Annotated in this window: 15 protein-coding genes; 7 read left to right on the forward strand and 8 right to left on the reverse strand. The window is 63.8% G+C overall.

Annotated elements, in window-relative coordinates:
* Positions 1 to 92 precede the first annotated feature (92 nt).
* Entirely contained in the window at positions 93 to 1,202 is a 1,110-nt protein-coding gene (gene aroC, locus P9254_RS22915; RefSeq protein WP_127246421.1) for a chorismate synthase, read from the reverse strand.
* A gap of 212 nt (positions 1,203 to 1,414) precedes the next feature.
* Here aroC and P9254_RS22920 point away from each other — a divergent pair, with 212 nt between their 5' ends.
* Positions 1,415 to 1,672: a DUF1344 domain-containing protein gene (locus P9254_RS22920; protein WP_066998075.1), complete on the forward strand. Its 258-nt coding sequence runs from the start codon at positions 1,415 to 1,417 to the stop codon at positions 1,670 to 1,672.
* A gap of 192 nt (positions 1,673 to 1,864) precedes the next feature.
* Here P9254_RS22920 and P9254_RS22925 read toward each other — a convergent pair whose 3' ends face one another.
* The 4 genes from P9254_RS22925 to P9254_RS22940 all read right to left on the reverse strand — a co-directional run bounded on the left by P9254_RS22925 (position 1,865) and on the right by P9254_RS22940 (position 4,921).
* Complete coding sequence (locus tag P9254_RS22925) at positions 1,865 to 2,452, reverse strand: histidine phosphatase family protein (protein ID WP_127241115.1); 588 nt, start codon at positions 2,450 to 2,452, stop codon at positions 1,865 to 1,867.
* Positions 2,453 to 2,504: 52 nt separating this feature from the next.
* Positions 2,505 to 3,323 (reverse strand): enoyl-ACP reductase FabI, encoded by an 819-nt coding sequence (fabI, locus tag P9254_RS22930; RefSeq protein WP_067327837.1) that lies wholly within the window; start codon positions 3,321 to 3,323, stop codon positions 2,505 to 2,507.
* Positions 3,324 to 3,430: 107 nt separating this feature from the next.
* Positions 3,431 to 4,357 (reverse strand): DnaJ C-terminal domain-containing protein, encoded by a 927-nt coding sequence (locus P9254_RS22935; protein ID WP_066998086.1) that lies wholly within the window; start codon positions 4,355 to 4,357, stop codon positions 3,431 to 3,433.
* 99 nt (positions 4,358 to 4,456) lie between these two features.
* On the reverse strand, positions 4,457 to 4,921 hold the full coding sequence (locus P9254_RS22940; RefSeq protein ID WP_067327836.1) for an RT0821/Lpp0805 family surface protein: 465 nt from the start codon (positions 4,919 to 4,921) through the stop codon (positions 4,457 to 4,459).
* A gap of 40 nt (positions 4,922 to 4,961) precedes the next feature.
* Between P9254_RS22940 and pdxH the strand changes: the two genes are divergently transcribed.
* The gene (gene pdxH / locus P9254_RS22945) at positions 4,962 to 5,579 is read left to right on the forward strand and encodes a pyridoxamine 5'-phosphate oxidase (protein WP_067327835.1); all 618 of its coding nucleotides are present in this window, start codon (positions 4,962 to 4,964) and stop codon (positions 5,577 to 5,579) included.
* Positions 5,580 to 5,599: 20 nt separating this feature from the next.
* Here the strand turns inward: pdxH and P9254_RS22950 are convergent, their stop codons facing one another.
* Together P9254_RS22950 and P9254_RS22955 are read right to left on the reverse strand one after the other, a co-directional pair.
* Positions 5,600 to 6,352, reverse strand: a complete 753-nt coding sequence (locus tag P9254_RS22950) for a crotonase/enoyl-CoA hydratase family protein (protein ID WP_278057138.1) — start codon at positions 6,350 to 6,352, stop codon at positions 5,600 to 5,602.
* A gap of 27 nt (positions 6,353 to 6,379) precedes the next feature.
* Positions 6,380 to 8,146 (reverse strand): acyl-CoA dehydrogenase family protein, encoded by a 1,767-nt coding sequence (locus tag P9254_RS22955; RefSeq protein WP_278057139.1) that lies wholly within the window; start codon positions 8,144 to 8,146, stop codon positions 6,380 to 6,382.
* A gap of 464 nt (positions 8,147 to 8,610) precedes the next feature.
* On the opposite strand from P9254_RS22955, the gene P9254_RS22960 reads away from it, so the two are divergent.
* Complete coding sequence (locus P9254_RS22960; RefSeq protein ID WP_127215592.1) at positions 8,611 to 9,771, forward strand: glycoside hydrolase family 25 protein; 1,161 nt, start codon at positions 8,611 to 8,613, stop codon at positions 9,769 to 9,771.
* A gap of 12 nt (positions 9,772 to 9,783) precedes the next feature.
* Here the strand turns inward: P9254_RS22960 and P9254_RS22965 are convergent, their stop codons facing one another.
* Positions 9,784 to 10,626: an AraC family transcriptional regulator gene (locus P9254_RS22965; RefSeq protein ID WP_278057225.1), complete on the reverse strand. Its 843-nt coding sequence runs from the start codon at positions 10,624 to 10,626 to the stop codon at positions 9,784 to 9,786.
* 251 nt (positions 10,627 to 10,877) lie between these two features.
* Here P9254_RS22965 and P9254_RS22970 point away from each other — a divergent pair, with 251 nt between their 5' ends.
* The 4 genes from P9254_RS22970 to P9254_RS22985 all read left to right on the forward strand — a co-directional run bounded on the left by P9254_RS22970 (position 10,878) and on the right by P9254_RS22985 (position 16,791).
* Positions 10,878 to 12,344, forward strand: coding sequence for an alpha-glucosidase/alpha-galactosidase (locus tag P9254_RS22970; RefSeq protein ID WP_127246428.1), 1,467 nt, complete (start codon positions 10,878 to 10,880; stop codon positions 12,342 to 12,344).
* Positions 12,345 to 12,453: 109 nt separating this feature from the next.
* Positions 12,454 to 14,538: an ABC transporter substrate-binding protein gene (locus P9254_RS22975; protein WP_278057140.1), complete on the forward strand. Its 2,085-nt coding sequence runs from the start codon at positions 12,454 to 12,456 to the stop codon at positions 14,536 to 14,538.
* 111 nt (positions 14,539 to 14,649) lie between these two features.
* Positions 14,650 to 15,657: an ABC transporter permease gene (locus P9254_RS22980; RefSeq protein WP_278057141.1), complete on the forward strand. Its 1,008-nt coding sequence runs from the start codon at positions 14,650 to 14,652 to the stop codon at positions 15,655 to 15,657.
* Complete coding sequence (locus P9254_RS22985; RefSeq protein WP_127216578.1) at positions 15,658 to 16,791, forward strand: ABC transporter permease; 1,134 nt, start codon at positions 15,658 to 15,660, stop codon at positions 16,789 to 16,791.
* The last annotated feature ends 2 nt before the right edge of the window (positions 16,792 to 16,793 follow it).

A 16,793-nucleotide genomic window follows, 5' to 3' on the forward strand; every position in this document is an offset into this window, starting at 1 on the left:
CTAGCTCGCTTGGGGAATAGGACGGTAAGGGAGTAGGGGAACGGAAAAAGTTTGGCGTCGCCGAATGCGACGTAACATACTCTCCTGCTGCCTTACTGCCCTCCTCCCCTTCCCGTCTGTCCTCTATGGCGCAGATAATGATCCGCAATCGCGCACGCAACCATGGCCTCGCCGATCGGCACGGCGCGGATGCCGACGCAGGGATCGTGGCGGCCCTTGGTCATGACCTCGACGTCCTTGCCGTCCTTGTCGATCGATTTCCGCGGCGTCAGGATCGAGGAGGTCGGCTTGACGGCGAAGCGTGCGACGATCGCCTGGCCGGTCGAGATGCCGCCGAGGATGCCGCCGGCATTGTTGGACAAAAACACCGGCTTGCCGTCATTGCCGATCCGCATCTCGTCGGCATTCTGTTCGCCGGTGATGCGAGCGGCTTCGAAGCCGTTGCCGATCTCGACGCCCTTGACGGCGTTGATCGACATCAGGCCGGAGGCGATGTCCTGGTCGAGCTTGGCATAGATCGGCGCGCCGAGGCCCGCCGGCACACCTTCGGCGACGATCTCGATCACCGCGCCGACCGACGAGCCGGCCTTGCGAATGCCGTCGAGATAGGCGGCAAAGACCGGAACCGAGGCCGGGTCGGGGGTGAAAAACGGGTTTTCCGCATCGCCGATGAAATTCCAGTTCCAATTGGCGCGATCGATCGACTTTTCACCCATCGAGACCAGGGCGCCGCGCACCACCATGCCCGGCACCACCTTGCGTGCCAGCGCGCCGGCCGCCACTCTGGCTGCTGTCTCGCGCGCCGAGGAGCGGCCGCCGCCGCGATGGTCGCGCAACCCGTATTTGATCTCATAGGTGTAATCGGCATGGCCCGGCCGGTACTGGCGGGCGATCTCGCCGTAATCCTTGGAGCGCTGATCCACATTTTCGATCAGCATCGAGATCGGCGTGCCGGTGGTGATCATCGTCTCGCCGTCCTCGCCGAGGATGAAGCCGGAGAGGATCTTGACCTCGTCCGGCTCGCGGCGCTGGGTGACGAAGCGCGACTGGCCCGGGCGGCGCCGGTCGAGCTCGGCCTGGATGTCCTCGCGCTTGAAGCGGATCCCGGGCGGGCAGCCGTCGACAACGCAGCCAAGAGCGGCGCCATGGCTTTCACCCCAGGTGGTGACGCGGAAAAGATGGCCGAAGGTGTTGTGAGACATGGAAAAAACGCCCTGCCCGGCGCGGACCCGGTTCGCCGGTTCAAGCGTGCCTTCTATTGGCGTTTTCCACAGCGGTCAAACGGTGATCGGATGCATCAATCTGTGATCTGGAGGATTTAGTTTTGACACATTCGGTTGGTTTCTGCTCTCTTCCATCCGCCGTTGAGGATCCGCCGTTGCTCATGCCGGCGCAATGACCAAAGAGGACGACGATGCGTACCCTGATTGGCGCCGCCTGCGCCATGTTGCTCATTTCCACCGCTGCCGCGTTCGCCGGCCAGACCGAAGGCTTGATCAAGAAGGTCGACAAGGACACGCTGACGCTGACGCTGGACGACGGAAAGTCCTACAAGCTCAACGCCGAAACCGATCTCGACGCGCTGAAGCCCGGCATGGATATCGTCCTCGCCTACGACGTGACCAATGGCGAGAATGTCGTGACCGATATGCAGCTGCCGGACAGCGACTAGAATCATCTGCGTTGCGAGGTCTTGGCGGACGGCGCAGTGCGTTGGTAGAGGACACCTTGGCAATTGTCCGGAGCGCCGAAGGCTTCGTCATCCTGGAGCGAAGCAAGGGGCGCAGCGACGCAACGCAGATTCCAGGACGGCGACGTTCGAGGCCTTCGGCCGACCTCCAACACACGGCCTAAAATGCAGGCCCTACAGCCACTCCAGGCTGCGCCCCTCGAGCCGTAGCAGGCGGTCCTGCGGCATGTCGAGGCTGGCGGCTTCCTGCTTGGAAATGCCGGTGACGAAGCGGAAGAAGCAGCGCATGACCCCCCCATGGGTGACGCAGACGGTCGGCTGGCGAAGCGCGTCGAACCAGGGTTTTATCCGCTCGAGCAGCATCTCGTAGCTTTCGGCGCCCTCGCCGGGCGGCTGGAAATCCCACTTCGCGGCGCGGCGGCTTTTGGTCGAACCCGGGACACGCTTTTCGAGTTCGGCAAAGGTGAAACCCTGCCAGTCGCCGAAGCTTAGCTCCACCAAGCGCGGATCGGTGCGATAGGCGAGCGGGTCGAGACCCATCGCCGCGCGCATCAGTTCCATCGTCTCACGCGTGCGGCGCATCGGGCTGGCGACAAAATCGAAATCCGCGGCGTTTCCGATAAGGTCCACCAACCGTCGGCCGTTTTGCGTCGCCTGCTCGCGGCCAAGTTCGTTGATATCGGTGTCTGCCTGCCCCTGCAGCCGACCCTCGGCGTTCCACTGCGTCTGGCCGTGGCGGGCGATGTAGACGAGCGGATACATCAGGTCTCCGGAGGTCGGGCCAGGGCCTGGACGAATAGACAGGCGGAGAGAACTAGTCCTTGACGGTCGAGATGTCGGGCGCGTCGACCGCCTTCATGCCGACCACATGGTAGCCGGAATCGACGTGATGGACCTCGCCGGTCACGCCGCGCGACAGGTCCGACAGGAAGTAGACGCCGGAATCGCCGACTTCTTCCTGCGTCACCGTCTGCTTAAGCGGCGCGTTGTACTCGTTCCATTTGAGGATGTAGCGGAAGTCGCCGATGCCGGAGGCGGCAAGGGTCTTGATCGGGCCGGCCGAGATGGCGTTGACGCGGATCTTCTTGGAGCCGAGGTCGACGGCCAGATAGCGCACGCTGGCCTCGAGCGCCGCCTTGGCGACGCCCATGACGTTGTAGTGAGGCATAACCTTCTCGGCGCCGTAATAGGTCAGCGTCAGCAGCGAGCCGCCTTCGCTCATCAGCGGCTCGGCGCGCTTGGCGATGGTGGTGAAGGAAAACACCGAAATATCCATGGTGCGCAGGAAATTATCGCGCGTCGTCTCGACATAACGGCCGGTCAGCTCGTCCTTGTCCGAGAAGGCGATGGCATGGACGAGGAAGTCGAGCTTGCCCCAGTGCTTGGCGATGTCGGCAAAGACTGCGTCCAGGCTTTCCGGATCGGTCACGTCGCAATGGCCGGCGACATGCGCGTTGAGTTCCGCCGCCAGCGGCTCGACGCGCTTCTTGAACGCCTCGCCCTGATAGGTCAGCGCGATTTCGGCGCCGTGATCGACGCAAGCCTTGGCGATGCCGAAAGCGATCGACCGATTGTTTGCGACGCCAAGGATGAGGCCTCGCTTACCGGCCATTAGGCCCTGTCCACCCGCCATGTGCGCAATTCTCCGCAAGAATGTCTGCTTTGTGGAGCCCTATCGCACAGGCACAGGGCCCCTTCAAGCGTCGATAACAGACTGGCTTGAGGAGAAAACTGCTTCGATCAGCCTTTCCGCTTACGCATCAGGGCTTCGAGATCGGCGTCTCCACCCTCCGGCAGCATCAGCCGCACATGGGCGTAGAGATCGCCATGGCCACCTACTTTTTCCGGCAGGCCCCTGCCCTTCAGGCGCAACACCTTGTCCGAGCTCGACCATGCGGGAACGTTGACCGCGAGCTTGCCGGTCGGCGTCTCGACGGCCACCTTGGCGCCGAGCACCGCGTCGGCGAGTTCGATAGGCAGGTCGACATGCAGGTCGCGGCCCTCGATGCGATAGCGCGGATGGCGGCGAATGTGGATCTTGACCAGCGCGTCGCCCGGCTGGCCGGGCCCCTGCTCGCCCTGACCCTTCAGGCGGATGGTCTGGCCCTCCTCGACATAGGTGGGAAGCTTGACCGCCATCTTGCGGCCGTCAGGGAACATCGCCGTCACCTTCTCCGCGGTGGCCGCCTCTTCGACGGTGATGTCCAGCGTGACATTGAGGTCAGGCGCCTGGACCGGCTGGCGACGGTCGCCACGGCCTGGACCGCGCCCACCCGAAAAGGCCTCGCCGAAGATCTGGCTGAAGATGTCGCTGTTGCCGTCGAAAGGATCGCCGCCCGGACGACCGGTGCGGAATTCGAAATGCGCCCCGCCGGGGCCCTGCTGACGGCGGAATCCGGCAAACGGATCGCCACCGGCCGCGCCCTCGAAGCCCTGGAATCTCGGCTTGCCGTCGGCGTCGATCTCGCCGCGATCGTAAGCTGCGCGGCGCTTCTCGTCGCCGACGATCTCATAGGCCTGGTTGGCGGCCGCAAAACGCTCTTTCGCCTTCGGATCATTCGGATTCTGGTCCGGATGATGCTGCTTGGCGAGCTTGCGGTACGCCGATTTTATTTCCTTGGCCGAGGCGTTCTTGGCAACGCCCAGCACCTCATAGGGGTCGCGCATGCTTCCTGCCTGAAAGAGAGATTGGGTCCACAGTTGCCCTCTATATGCGCTCGCATAGGAAGAAATTCCAGTGGTGCAAGATGCCAATGGAGACTGAAATTAGAGCGCCTTGAACTCCTGCATGCGCCAGCCTCCGGCGTCGGCAATGCACAGCTCGCCCTGATACATGGCGACGCCGTCGAAACTTTCCCGCGTCGCGTTGAAGCGGCGGCAGGTCAAGCCGCCATCCTTGAGTTCCACCAGCTCGGTGATCGAGCCGCGGGAGCCGGTGCCGGCATTGGCCCATGGCACCGCCTGGCCGCCGAGCTCCTGGATGTCGGCGGAAGACACCGCATTGCCGATCGTGGTCTGGTCCGAGTCGTTGTCGCTGCTTGCCGGCACGGCGGGCGCGGACGGCGCGCTGGAGGTGATGATCGAGCGGTCAACCTCCGCCTTCTCGAGGCTGAAGCCGCCGGCGCCACAGGCCGCGAGCGGAAGCGCCAATGTCAGCAACGCAGCCTTGGCGCTGGCCGAAGCAATAACGCTCCATTGCCCGCTGTCAAAAGCTTGCGCGATACGCGACAATCGGCGAACTCCTCCCGCAACGTTAAAAATTTGGAAAACTATGAACGAAAGCGAGTTAACAAGCGGTGACTTCGCCGAGGCTTTGGAGCCGTTCCGGCTGTTTGCCGAGTGGCTGGACGACGCCGTCAAGAGCGAGATCAACGACCCCAACGGCGTTGCGTTGGCAACCGTCGACGCCGACGGCATGCCGGATGTGCGGATGGTGCTGCTCAAGGGGTTCGACGAAAGGGGATTTGTCTTCTACACGAATTTCGAGAGCGCCAAGGGCCGCGAGATTCTTGGCAGCATGAAGGCGGCGATGTGCTTCCACTGGAAATCGCTGCGCCGCCAGGTGCGCGTGCGCGGGCCGGTGGAGATCGTCAGCGACGCCGAGGCTGACGCCTATTATGCGACGCGGCCGCGCGGCAGCCGCATCGGCGCCTGGGCCTCCAAACAGTCGCGGCCGCTGGAAAGCCGTTTCGCGCTGGAGAAGGCGGTGGCCGAATACACGGCGCGCTATGCGATCGGCGAAATCCCCCGGCCGAAACACTGGTCGGGCTTCCGCATCCTGCCGCAGACGATCGAGTTCTGGCACGACCGCCCGTTCCGGCTGCATGACCGCATCGTGTTCTCGAGAAACGACGCCGGCGGCTGGGACAAGACGCGGCTCTACCCCTGAGATCGCCGAGAGCGAAGAGTTCAGCCTTTCTTGCGGGTCATGAAGGCGGTCAACGCCGCGCGCGCCTCGTCGGACTTCAGCCGCTCGCGGAAATGCTCGCTCTCGACCTTGATGCGGGCGACGATTTCCTTGCGCGGCTCACGCATCAGATCGCGGGCAATCTTAAGCGCCTGCGGCGGCTTGGCGGCGATCTCGGCCGCCGCAGCCAGCACCGTGCCTTCCAGCTCGTCTTCCGCGACCACATCGTAGATCAGGCCGGCGGCCTTGGCGCGCTCAGCCGAAAAACCTTCGCCGAGACCGAGCAGCGCGAAGGCGCCCTGGCGGCCGAGGACCTGCGGCGCGAGCAGGCTCGAGCCGGCCTCCGGCACGAGGCCGAGGTCGACGAAGGGCGTGCGGAAGAGCGTTCGCGGCGTGGCGAAGGTCAGGTCGCAATGCAGATTGAGCGTGGTGCCGATGCCCACCGCTATGCCATCGACACCCGAGACCATCGGCTTCTCCGCCTTGGCCAGCGCCATCAGGAAATCCCACACCTCATTCCCCCCCTCGCCGCCGGTGGCGATCACCAGGAAGTCCGCAAGGTCGTTGCCGGAAGAAAAGGCACCGGGCACCCCGAGAAAGACATGGACGCGAACGGTCGGGTCGGCATCCCCTTCAGAAAGGGCGGCCGACATTTTCGCATACATGGCACGCGTCAGCGCGTTCTTCTTGTCCGGCCGATTCATACGGATGATCTGCACGGCGCCCCAGCGCTCGATGAGGATATGGTCGGTCACGGTCGGTTCCTTCGGCTGACTGGCTGTTCAGGCGATCAGCGCCTTGCCGGCGGCGGCGAGGCTTTCGGCGCCGTCGATGACGCGCTCCTTGAGCGCGCGCGTCTCGCCTAGGAGGTTCTCGGCAAAGAAGCGGCAAAGCGCGACGCGGCCGCGGTCGGCTAGGCCGCCTTGCGCCAAATAAGCGCCGCCGGCGGCGAGCGAGATTAGGCGCAGATAGGGCGTGGCGCCGGCCATCGCGGCATCGGCCTTGCCGTCGGCCAACAGCCTTTGCAAGAAGCGCGTTGCCTCGTCGAGATCGGCAAGCGCGCGATCGAGATTGTCGGCGGTGCGGCCAAAACCTTCGATGTTGGAGGTGCGCACCGCATCGGCCATCGCTTTCAATTCGCCGATATAGCGATGCACGTGCGCGCCGCCGCCGAGCGGCAGTTTTCGCGAGACGAGGTCGATCGCCTGGATGCCGTTGGTGCCTTCATAGATCGGCGCGATGCGGGCGTCGCGATAGAGCGCCGCCGCGCCCGTCTCCTCGATGAAGCCCATGCCGCCATGCACCTGGATCCCCAGCGAAGCGACCTCGACGCCGACATCGGTTGAAAAGGCTTTTGCCAGCGGCGTCAAGAGATTGGCGCGGTCGCGCCAGTTGGCGGCGGCCTCGCCCTCGGCGACACGGGCACGGTCGATGGCGTGCGCACAGGTATAGGCGATAGCACGCGCGATCTGCGTCAGCGCCTGCATGGTGAGAAGATTGCGCTGCACGTCCGGGTGACGGACGATCGGCGCCATGCCGGACCCTGAATAATCAGATGCCTTGCCCTGCCGGCGCTCATTGGCATAGGCGATCGCCTTCTGCGTGGCGGTTTCGGCCACCGCAACGCCCTGCATGCCCACCGCGAGACGAGCGTTGTTCATCATCGTGAACATGCAGGCCAACCCTTTGTTCTCCTCGCCGACCAGCCAGCCGATGGCGCCGGGCCTCATGCCCTCAAAACCGTCGCCATAGATCATGGTGCAGGTCGGCGATGCATGGATGCCGAGCTTGTGCTCGAGGCCGGAACAGAAGACGTCGTTGCGGGCGCCGAGCGAGCCATCGTCATCGACCAGGAACTTCGGCACCAGGAAGAGCGAGATGCCGCGCGTGCCGGCGGGCGCGTCGGGCAGCCTCGCCAGCACCAGATGCACGATGTTGTCGGTGAAATCGTGCTCGCCATAGGTGATGAATATCTTCTGGCCGAAGATGCGGTAGGTGCCGTCGGCGGCAGGCTCGGCACGCGTGCGCAAAGCGGCGAGGTCCGAGCCCGCCTGCGGCTCGGTCAGGTTCATCGTGCCCATCCACTCGCCCGAGACGAGCTTCGCCAGGTATTTGGCCTTGAGCGCCTCGGAGGCGTGCTTGTCGAGCGCCTCGACCGCGCCCATGGTGAGCGTCGGACCGATGCCGAAGGCCATGGCGGCGGAGTTCCACATTTCGAGCGCGGCGACGCCGAGCATGGTGGGCAGGCCCTGGCCGCCATATTCGGCCGGCCCGGACAGCGCGTTCCAGCCGCCTTCGATCCAGCGCCGGTAAAGCTCCTTCCAGCCCGGCGGCGTGGTGACGGCGGCATCCACAAGCACCGCGCCATGCTCGTCGCCGATCTTGTAGAGCGGCGCAACCTCCTCGCTGGCGAAGCGCCCGGCCTCGGCCAGGATCGCGTCGACCAGGTCCTCGCCGAGGTCGCCGAAGGTGCCGGCGTCCAGCGCCGGCTTCAGGCCGGCCACCTGCTTCAGCGTGAAGGCGATGTCCTCGACCGGTGCGCGATACATCGTGCCTGCTTCTCCTCCAGTGCGGCCAACCGTAGTCGCGCAGCCGAAGCGAGGCCATCCATTCTTCGGGCGGCCTACGCCCTTCTTTTTACGTAAACGTCAAACACGCGGATTTTGCAAGCGTAGACTTCGTCATCCACGGGTGGAGCGGGAGCGAAGCGGACGCGTACCACCCGAGGATCGTGTGTGTTGGTCCGGTGTCTGGTTTGAAGTGGGAAGGGGACCCGAGTGGATCCCTGGTCGTACTTGCGGACAGGCCGTGGCATGGCCCGGTCCCTTCCCACCGGTGAACCACCAGAATGGTCGCTGGCGCGTCACAAGAAGCGCGCCGGCCGACGGCACGCTGCCGCAGGAGCCGGGCCCGATCAGTTCGAGATTCAGTCGCTGTTCCGGCGCGCGGGTTGACAGCACTTCCTTAACCATAGCGGTTCAGGATCGTCCTCTGGTCAGTGGGGACACCCTGATTGAAAAAGCCGGCGCGCCCTCTTCGCCGCCTGGCGCTTCTCGCGGCTGCGGTTGCGCTGGGCACGGCGGCAAAGGCCTCGGATTTCTCCGAGCCGTGGAAGAATGCCGACCGCGCGCTGGTGATCGACGCCTACGAATATAACTCCATCGATTGGGCTGAGCTTGCCACCGACAAGCGCATCGTCGGCTTCATCAACAAGGCGTCCGACGGGCTGCCGCCGCCCTATTTCTGCTTCGGCGACGAGACAGAGGAGAAGCTCTGCAAGGCGCTGTGGAAGCGCCATGCGGTGACGCGCGAGCTTTTCCAGACGCGCAAGGTGGTGGCGAAGGCGCTCGGCCTGAAATGGGGCGCCTATCACCTCGCCCGCCCCGGCAATCCGGTCGAGCAGGCCAACAATTTCATCGATTTCGCCGAGCCGGCGCCGGACGATCTCATTGCCCTCGACATCGAGGGCATCGATCCCGCGCAATGGATGTCGCTCGAGGACGCGGAAGAATTCGTGCGCCAGGTGCATCGCCGCCTCGGTCGCTTCCCGGTGCTCTACTCGAACGGCAAGACCGCCCAGTACATCGCCGACAACCGTTACACCTACCGGCTGTTGTCGCGGCTGCCGCTCTGGTATGCGCGCTACAAGCCGGACATCGACGTGCATTTCCCGATGGGCAACTGGCAGGGTTACGCGCTCTGGCAGTTCGCGGCAAAGGCGAATTGCGGCCGCTTCAGCTGCCCCTATCGCGTGCCGGGCACGCCCAACGACATCGACGTCAGCGTCGCGCCGATGAAAGCCGATGCGTTGCGCCAGCAATGGGCCTTTGGCGGCTTGATCGACGTGCCGGCGGATTACCTCGCCTCGATCCCGGTGCCGATCCCGCGCGAAGCGGGCCTCGCCGGCAAGGTCACCATCACCTATGCCGATGTGGCGACGCCGCCGACCATCGAGGAAATGGTCGCGGTGCTCGGCGCGCGCTGGGAGAAATTCCGCGACGGATTCCGAATGCCGGTGGTCAAGACCGTGCCGCAGCGCCCGAGCTTCGGCATCGTGCAATATGTCGCCTGGAAACGAGCCGGACAGCGCACGCCCGAACAGCTCGACGCCGCCTTCGCGGCCGCCGATCCGGTCAGCACTGCATCGACGACGCTCGACCACCGCAGGCAGTAGTCAACGGCAGCGTCAACGATGATTGCCCAGGCTGGCATACATGCCGGTGGTGCGGAACTGTGTGGGCGTGATGCCGTAGCAGCGGCGAAACACCTTGGAAAAATAGTTGGGGTCGTCGAAACCGCACAGAACAGCGACTTCCTTTACCGGCAGGAAATCGGCCTTGGTCAGCAACTTGGCGGCGCGCTGCAGCCGCTGCTGCAGGACGAATTCGGCCGGCGGCAATCCTTCGCTCTCGGCGAAGCAGCGCGAGAAATGGGCGCGGCTGAGGCCGCTGATTTCGACCAGCTCCGCCACCGGCAGCGGCTTGTCGAGATTGGCGCTTATGTGATCGATGACCGGCTGCATGGCACTCTGCTTTTCGGCGAAGGCGTGCGAGCCGAAGACATCGTCGTAAAGCGCCATCGCCGCCTCATAGGCGATCGCCGACGCCGCGCCGGGCGAGGCGGCGCCCTTGATGAGCCGCAGGCTGCAATCGGCAAGGTGATCGATGGTTGCCGGCTGCAGCCGGAACACGGGACCTGAGACGCTGAGGATCGACTTGTGGACGCGCAGTGCCTCCTCGCCGTTCATCGAGATCCAGAAATATTCCCACCGGTCGCCCTTGGCCAGCCAGTAGCGATGGTTGTGCGGCACCAGCACCAGCAGCGTATCGTTCGCCTGCAGGCGGTAATTGCGGCTTTCATAGCGCAATCGCCCGGTGCCGCTGATCGTATGCTGGAGCACGGTAAACGGGGTCTGGCCGCGCTTTCGCCCGTCCCAGTCGTAAGTCTCGTCCTCGCGCACTTCGTAGCCGGTGCTGGTCGGCATGGCGTGCAGGCGCTGGCGCCCGCGCGGCAGCGAAATCGTGCGCATCAGCTTTCCATTGGCGATCAGATCCTGCAGCACAAAATTACCCTCGAAAGCATAATCCTTCTCTGGCCGCGCTGGCGAATAAGCGCATAATCCGGCTCACTCAAGAACGGGAAAGACCCGCGGTCGAGGAGCGGGCGGGAGGAGAAAGAGCTGGATTTCCGGCTCCACATGGCGAGCGCGCCTGCCGGCGCGCGGCCATATCCTCCCTTGCTGCTCCTTGCCTAACATTCGATTGGATCGAGGTGAAGGTGATGAGCTTCAAAATCGCTATTATTGGCGCCGGCAGCGTCGGCTTCACCAAGAAGCTGTTCACCGACATTCTCTGCGTGCCCGAATTCAAGGACATCGAATTCGCGCTGACCGACATCAGCGAGCACAATCTCGGGATGATCCAGGCGATCCTCGATCGGATCGTGGAAGCAAACGGGCTGCCGACCAAAGTGACGGCGACGACCGACCGCCGCAAGGCGCTGGAAGGCGCGCGCTACATCATCAGCTGCGTGCGCGTCGGCGGTCTCGAAGCCTATGCCGACGACATCCGCATCCCGCTGAAATACGGCATCGACCAATGCGTCGGCGACACGATCTGCGCCGGCGGCATCCTCTACGGCCAGCGCAACATCCCGGTGATCCTCGACTTCTGCAAGGACATCCGCGAGGTAGCCGAGACCGACGCCAAGTTCCTGAACTACGCCAACCCGATGGCGATGAACACCTGGGCCGCGATCGAATACGGCAAGGTTGACACGGTCGGGCTCTGCCACGGCGTGCAGCACGGCGCCGAACAGATCGCCGAGGTGCTCGGCGCGAAATCGCCCAGGGAGCTCGACTATGTCTGCTCCGGCATCAACCACCAAACCTGGTTCATCGAGCTCAGACTGAACGGCCGCGCGATCGGCAAGGACGAGTTGGTCGCCGCCTTCGAAGCGCACCCGGTCTATTCGAAGCAGGAGAAGCTGCGCATCGACGTGCTGAAGCGCTTCGGCGTCTATTCGACCGAAAGCAACGGGCATCTGTCCGAATACCTGCCGTGGTACCGCAAACGCCCCGACGAGATCACACGCTGGATCGACATGTCGGACTGGATCCATGGCGAAACGGGCGGCTATCTGCGCTACTCGACCGAGACCCGCAATTGGTTCGAGACCGAGTATCCGCAGTTCCTCGAAGCGGCTTCGAAGCCGATCGACCCGGCCAAACGCTCCAACGAGCATGCCAGCCACATCCTCGAGGCGCTGGAAACAAACCGCGTCTACCGCGGCCATTTCAACGTCAAGAACAACGGCGTGATCACCAACCTGCCGCAGGACGCCATCATCGAGTCGCCCGGCTTCGTCGATCGCTTCGGCATCAACATGGCCGCCGGCATCACACTGCCGGAGGCATGCGCCGCCACGTGCATGTCATCGATCAACGTCCAGCGCATGTCGGTGCATGCCGCGATCGCCGGCGACATCGATCTCTTGAAGCTCGCCATGCTGCACGATCCGCTGGTCGGCGCGGTGTCGACGCCGGAGGAGGTCTGGCAGATGGTGGACGAGATGGTCGTCGCCCAGGCCGCCTGGCTGCCGCAATATGCCGATGCTGTGCCGGCGGCAAAGGAGCGGCTTGCGAAGTCGAAGGTCAAGACCCGCGAATGGGCGGGCGCGGCGCGGCGCAACGTGCGCTCGATCGAGGAACTGCGCGCCGAAAAGGCGGGACTGAAACAGGCCGGCTGAGATTTCGGGCAGGCGGACCTGCAGGAGGCAGATCAGCCGAAAACGGCCCCCAAAATAAAGATCAAGCGGCGGGCAAGCAGCAGACGTTCAAAACATCTGGGAGGAGACAATGAGAAACTTACATAGAATTGGCATTGCCGCCGGACTGGCGCTCGGCGTTTCTATTCCGGTGCTCACCGCTTTCGCTTCTGAACCGACGATCCCGCCCGAGCCGGCGACATTCCCGGCCGAGGGCAAGATCCATTATGTGGCGCGCGACTCCATCCTGGAGTTCAAGGCGCTGCCCGACTACCACGAGCCGGACTGGGTGACGCAGAAATACGTCAAGACCGGCAAGCTGCCGCCGCTCAAGGACAGGCTGCCCAAGGAACCGCTGGTCTTCAAGACCGCCAACATGCCGGACGGCATCGGCGTCTATGGTGACACGATGCGCCATGTCATCGGCGGCAGGCCGGAAGGCTGGAACTACGGTGCCGGCCAGACGCAAGGCTGGGGCGGCATCGACATCGCGCTTTCCGAATGCCTGACACGCACCGCGCCGCTGTTCCAGGTCGACGCCGAGGACACCGAGCCGCTGCCGAACCTCGCCAAGAGCTGGGAATGGTCGAAAGACGGCCACAAGCTCACCATGCATCTCGTCGAAGGCGCCAAATGGTCGGACGGCGTGCCCTTCAACGCCGACGACGTCATGTTCTACTGGGACGACGAGGTCGTCGACCCCAACGTGTCGCCGCTCAACGGGGCGACGCCCGAAACCTTCGGCGTCGGCACGACGCTCAAGAAGATCGACGACTACACCGTCGAATGGACGTTCAAGGAAGCGTTTCCGAGGCAATATCTCTACGCAATGGCCTACGGCACCTTCTGCCCCGGCCCGGCGCACATTTTGAAGCCGCAGCATCCGAAATATTCGAAGAACACCTACGACCAGTTCAAGAACGCCTTCCCGCCCGAATACATGAACATGCCGGTGATGGGCGCCTGGGTGCCGGTCGAATACCGCCCGGACGACATCATCGTCATGCGGCGCAATCCTTACTACTGGAAGGTCGACGAGAAGGGCAACCAACTGCCATATCTCAACGAGCTGCAATACAAGCTCTCGACCTGGGCAGATCGCGACGTCCAGGCCGTCGCAGGCTCGGGCGACTTCTCCAATCTCGAGCAGCCCGAGAACTTCGTCGCCTCGCTGAAGCGCGCGGCTGACAAGAACGCGCCGGCACGGCTTGCCTTCGGTCCGCGGCTCATCGGCTACAATCTGCGTATGAATTTTTCCGCCAATGGCTGGGGCAACCCGGACGAGCGAGGCCAAGCGATCCGCGAATTGAACCGCGACGAGGATTTCCGCAAGGCCGTGACCATGGCGATCGACCGCAAGGCGCTCGGCGACTCGCTGGTCAAGGGACCGTTCACCGCCATCTATCCCGGCGGCTTCTCCTCCGGCACCAGCTTCTATGACCGCAAGTCGACGGTTTATTACCCGTTCGATCTCCAAGGGGCCAAGGCCGAGCTCGCCAAGGCCGGTCTCAAGGATACCGACGGCGACGGCTTCGTGAACTTCCCGGCGGGCACCGCCGGCGGCAAGAATGTCGAGATCGTGATGCTGGTCAACAATGACTACACCACCGACAAGAGCCTTGCCGAGGGCGTCGTGGCGCAGATGGAGAAGCTTGGGCTGAGGGTCGTGCTCAACGGGGTCAACGGCACGCAGCGCGACGCGATCCAGTATTCCGGCCGCTTCGACTGGCTGATCCGGCGCAATGACCAGGAGCTCACCTCCGTTGTGCAGAACACGGAGCAACTCGCTCCGGTCGGTCCCAAGACCAGTTGGAACCATCGCGCGCCTGAAAGCGGCGAAGTCGATCTGATGCCGTTCGAGAAGGACCTCGTCGACATCGTGAACAAGTTCGTCACGACGCAGGACAACGACCAGCGCGCCGACCTGATGAAGAAGTTCCAGAAGATCTCGACCGAGCACGTCTACAATGTCGGGCTGACGGAATATCCCGGCGCGCTGATCGTCAACAAGCGCTTCTCCAACATCCCGCAGGGAACGCCGATCTTCATGTTCAACTGGGCCGAGGATTCGATCATCCGCGAACGCGTCTTCGTCGCAGCTGACAAACAGGCGAAATATGAGCTCTTCCCCGACGAGCTTCCCGGCAAGCCCGGAGACAAGGGGCCGATGAACTAGTTAACCTCCCTGACGAAGAGAACTCCGGTCGCGCCAGCTGGCGCGGCCGGACAAAGCCAAATCTCCGGTGCGCCCAAGGCGCGACCGGCCAGCAAAGGAAGCCGACCATCCATGTTGCGATTCCTGCTCATGCGCATAGCGTCGGCGCTTCCCGTGCTCGCCATCTTGAGCCTGGTCACCTTCGCCATCATCCAGGCGCCGCCGGGCGACTATGCCGACTACATCAAATCGCAGCTCATCAACCAGGGCGGCGCCTCCTATGCCGAGGCGGATGCACAGGCCCAGGCCTACGGGAAAGAACACGGCCTCGATAAGCCGCTGCCCGTTCAGTATCTCAACTGGATCGGCGGCATCGTCACGCGCGGCGATTTCGGCTACAGCCTCTACTACAACAGGCCGGTGGCGGACGTGGTCGGCGAGCGCCTGCCGCGCACGCTGCTCCTGGCGCTGGTCTGCCACCTGCTCGCCTCGGTGCTGGGCATAAGCCTCGGCATTTGGGCGGCGACCCGCCAGTATTCCTGGATCGACTCGACGCTCTCGGCCATCTCCTTCCTCGGCATGACGGTGCCGCGCTTCCTGATGGCGCTGATCATCGTCTACCTGCTGGTCTTCCAGTTCAACGTGTCGGAGATCGGCAGCTTCTTCTCGCCGCAATATGGCGGCGCGCCATGGTCGTGGGCGAAATTCCTCGACCTGGTCAAGCATGTCTGGCCGGTGGTGGCGATCGCGACCTTTGGCGGCCTTGCCTACAATATGCGCGTCATGCGCGGCAACCTGCTCGACACGCTCAACGCGCAATATGTCGAGACGGCGAAGGCAAAGGGCCTGACCGGCGGCGCCGTCGTGATGCGCCATGCCGTGCCCAACGCGCTGCATCCATTGGTCATGTATCAAGGCGTGGTGCTGCCCTACATGCTGACCGGCGAGATCGAGACGGCGATCATCTTCGCGCTGCCGACCGTCGGGCCGGCGATCGTGGGCTCGATGGCGGTGGGCGACGTCTATGTGACGGCAACCTTCATGATGGTTCTGTCGGCGACGCTGATCGTCGGCAACATCATCGCCGACATGCTGCTGGTCCTGCTCGACCCCCGCGTGCGCCAGTTTGGGGAGCACTAGATGCTGGCCCGCGATCCCTCACCCCCGCCACCCGCCGAAGGAGCCGCGATTTCGGCCGCGCATGGCAACGAGAGCTACATCGCGCTTGTCTGGCGACGGCTGCAGCGCTCCTGGACCGGCATGGCCGGGCTGTGCCTGGTGGTGCTGCTGCTTCTCATGACCCTTTTCGCGGAATTCCTCGCGCCTCTCGACCCGAAAGCGACCGATATCGCCTTCGCGCCGCCGCAGATGGCTAGCTTTCACGACAAGGACGGCAACTTCGTCGCGCGGCCAAGAATTTACGCGCTGGCCGAATCGACCGACCTCGACCCCGTGACCTTCCAGCCGATCGTCGGCCCCGATTACGATCATCCACGACTGCTCGGCTTCTTCGTCGAGGGCGCGCCCTACAAACTCTTCGGCCTCATCCCGGCGAACCGGCATTTCTTCGGCTCGATGGACGGCCAGCCGGTGCATTTCCTCGGCACCGACAAGTTCGGCCGTGATGTGCTGTCGCGCGCCATCCATGGTTCGCGCGTCTCACTGATGATCGCGCTGACGGTGGTCTTCATCATCACCCTGATCGGAACCAGTGTCGGCATGGTGTCCGGCTATTTCGGCGGCCGGTTCGATGTCTGGATGCAGCGCTTCGTCGAACTGGTGCTCGCCTTCCCGCAACTGCCGCTTTACCTGGCGCTGACGACGCTGATCCCGGTCACCGCGCCGACCAATGTCTTTCTCGCCTTCGTCATCATCGTCATGTCGGCGCTTGGCTGGGCGCAGATGTCGCGCGAGGTACGCGGCAAGACGCTGGCGCTGGCGCGCATCGACTATGTGCGCGCGGCCATGGCGGTGGGCGCCACCGATCGGCGGATCATCATCCAGCACATCTTTCCCAATGTGATGAGCCATGTGATCGTCGCCGTGACGCTGGCGATCCCAACGGTGGTGCTTCTGGAATCCTTCCTCGGCTTCCTCGGCTTCGCGGTGAAGCCGCCGCTGATCTCGTGGGGCCTGATGCTGCAGGACACCGCGACCTATTCGGTCATCGGCACCTATCCGTGGATTCTGTCGCCGGTCGGCTTCGTGCTGATCACGGTCTTTGCCTTCAACGCGTTGGGCGACGGCCTGCGCGATGCCGTCGATCCCTATTGAGG

It is taken from the genome of Mesorhizobium sp. WSM4983 (genome assembly GCF_029625765.1).
Lineage (GTDB): Bacteria > Pseudomonadota > Alphaproteobacteria > Rhizobiales > Rhizobiaceae > Mesorhizobium.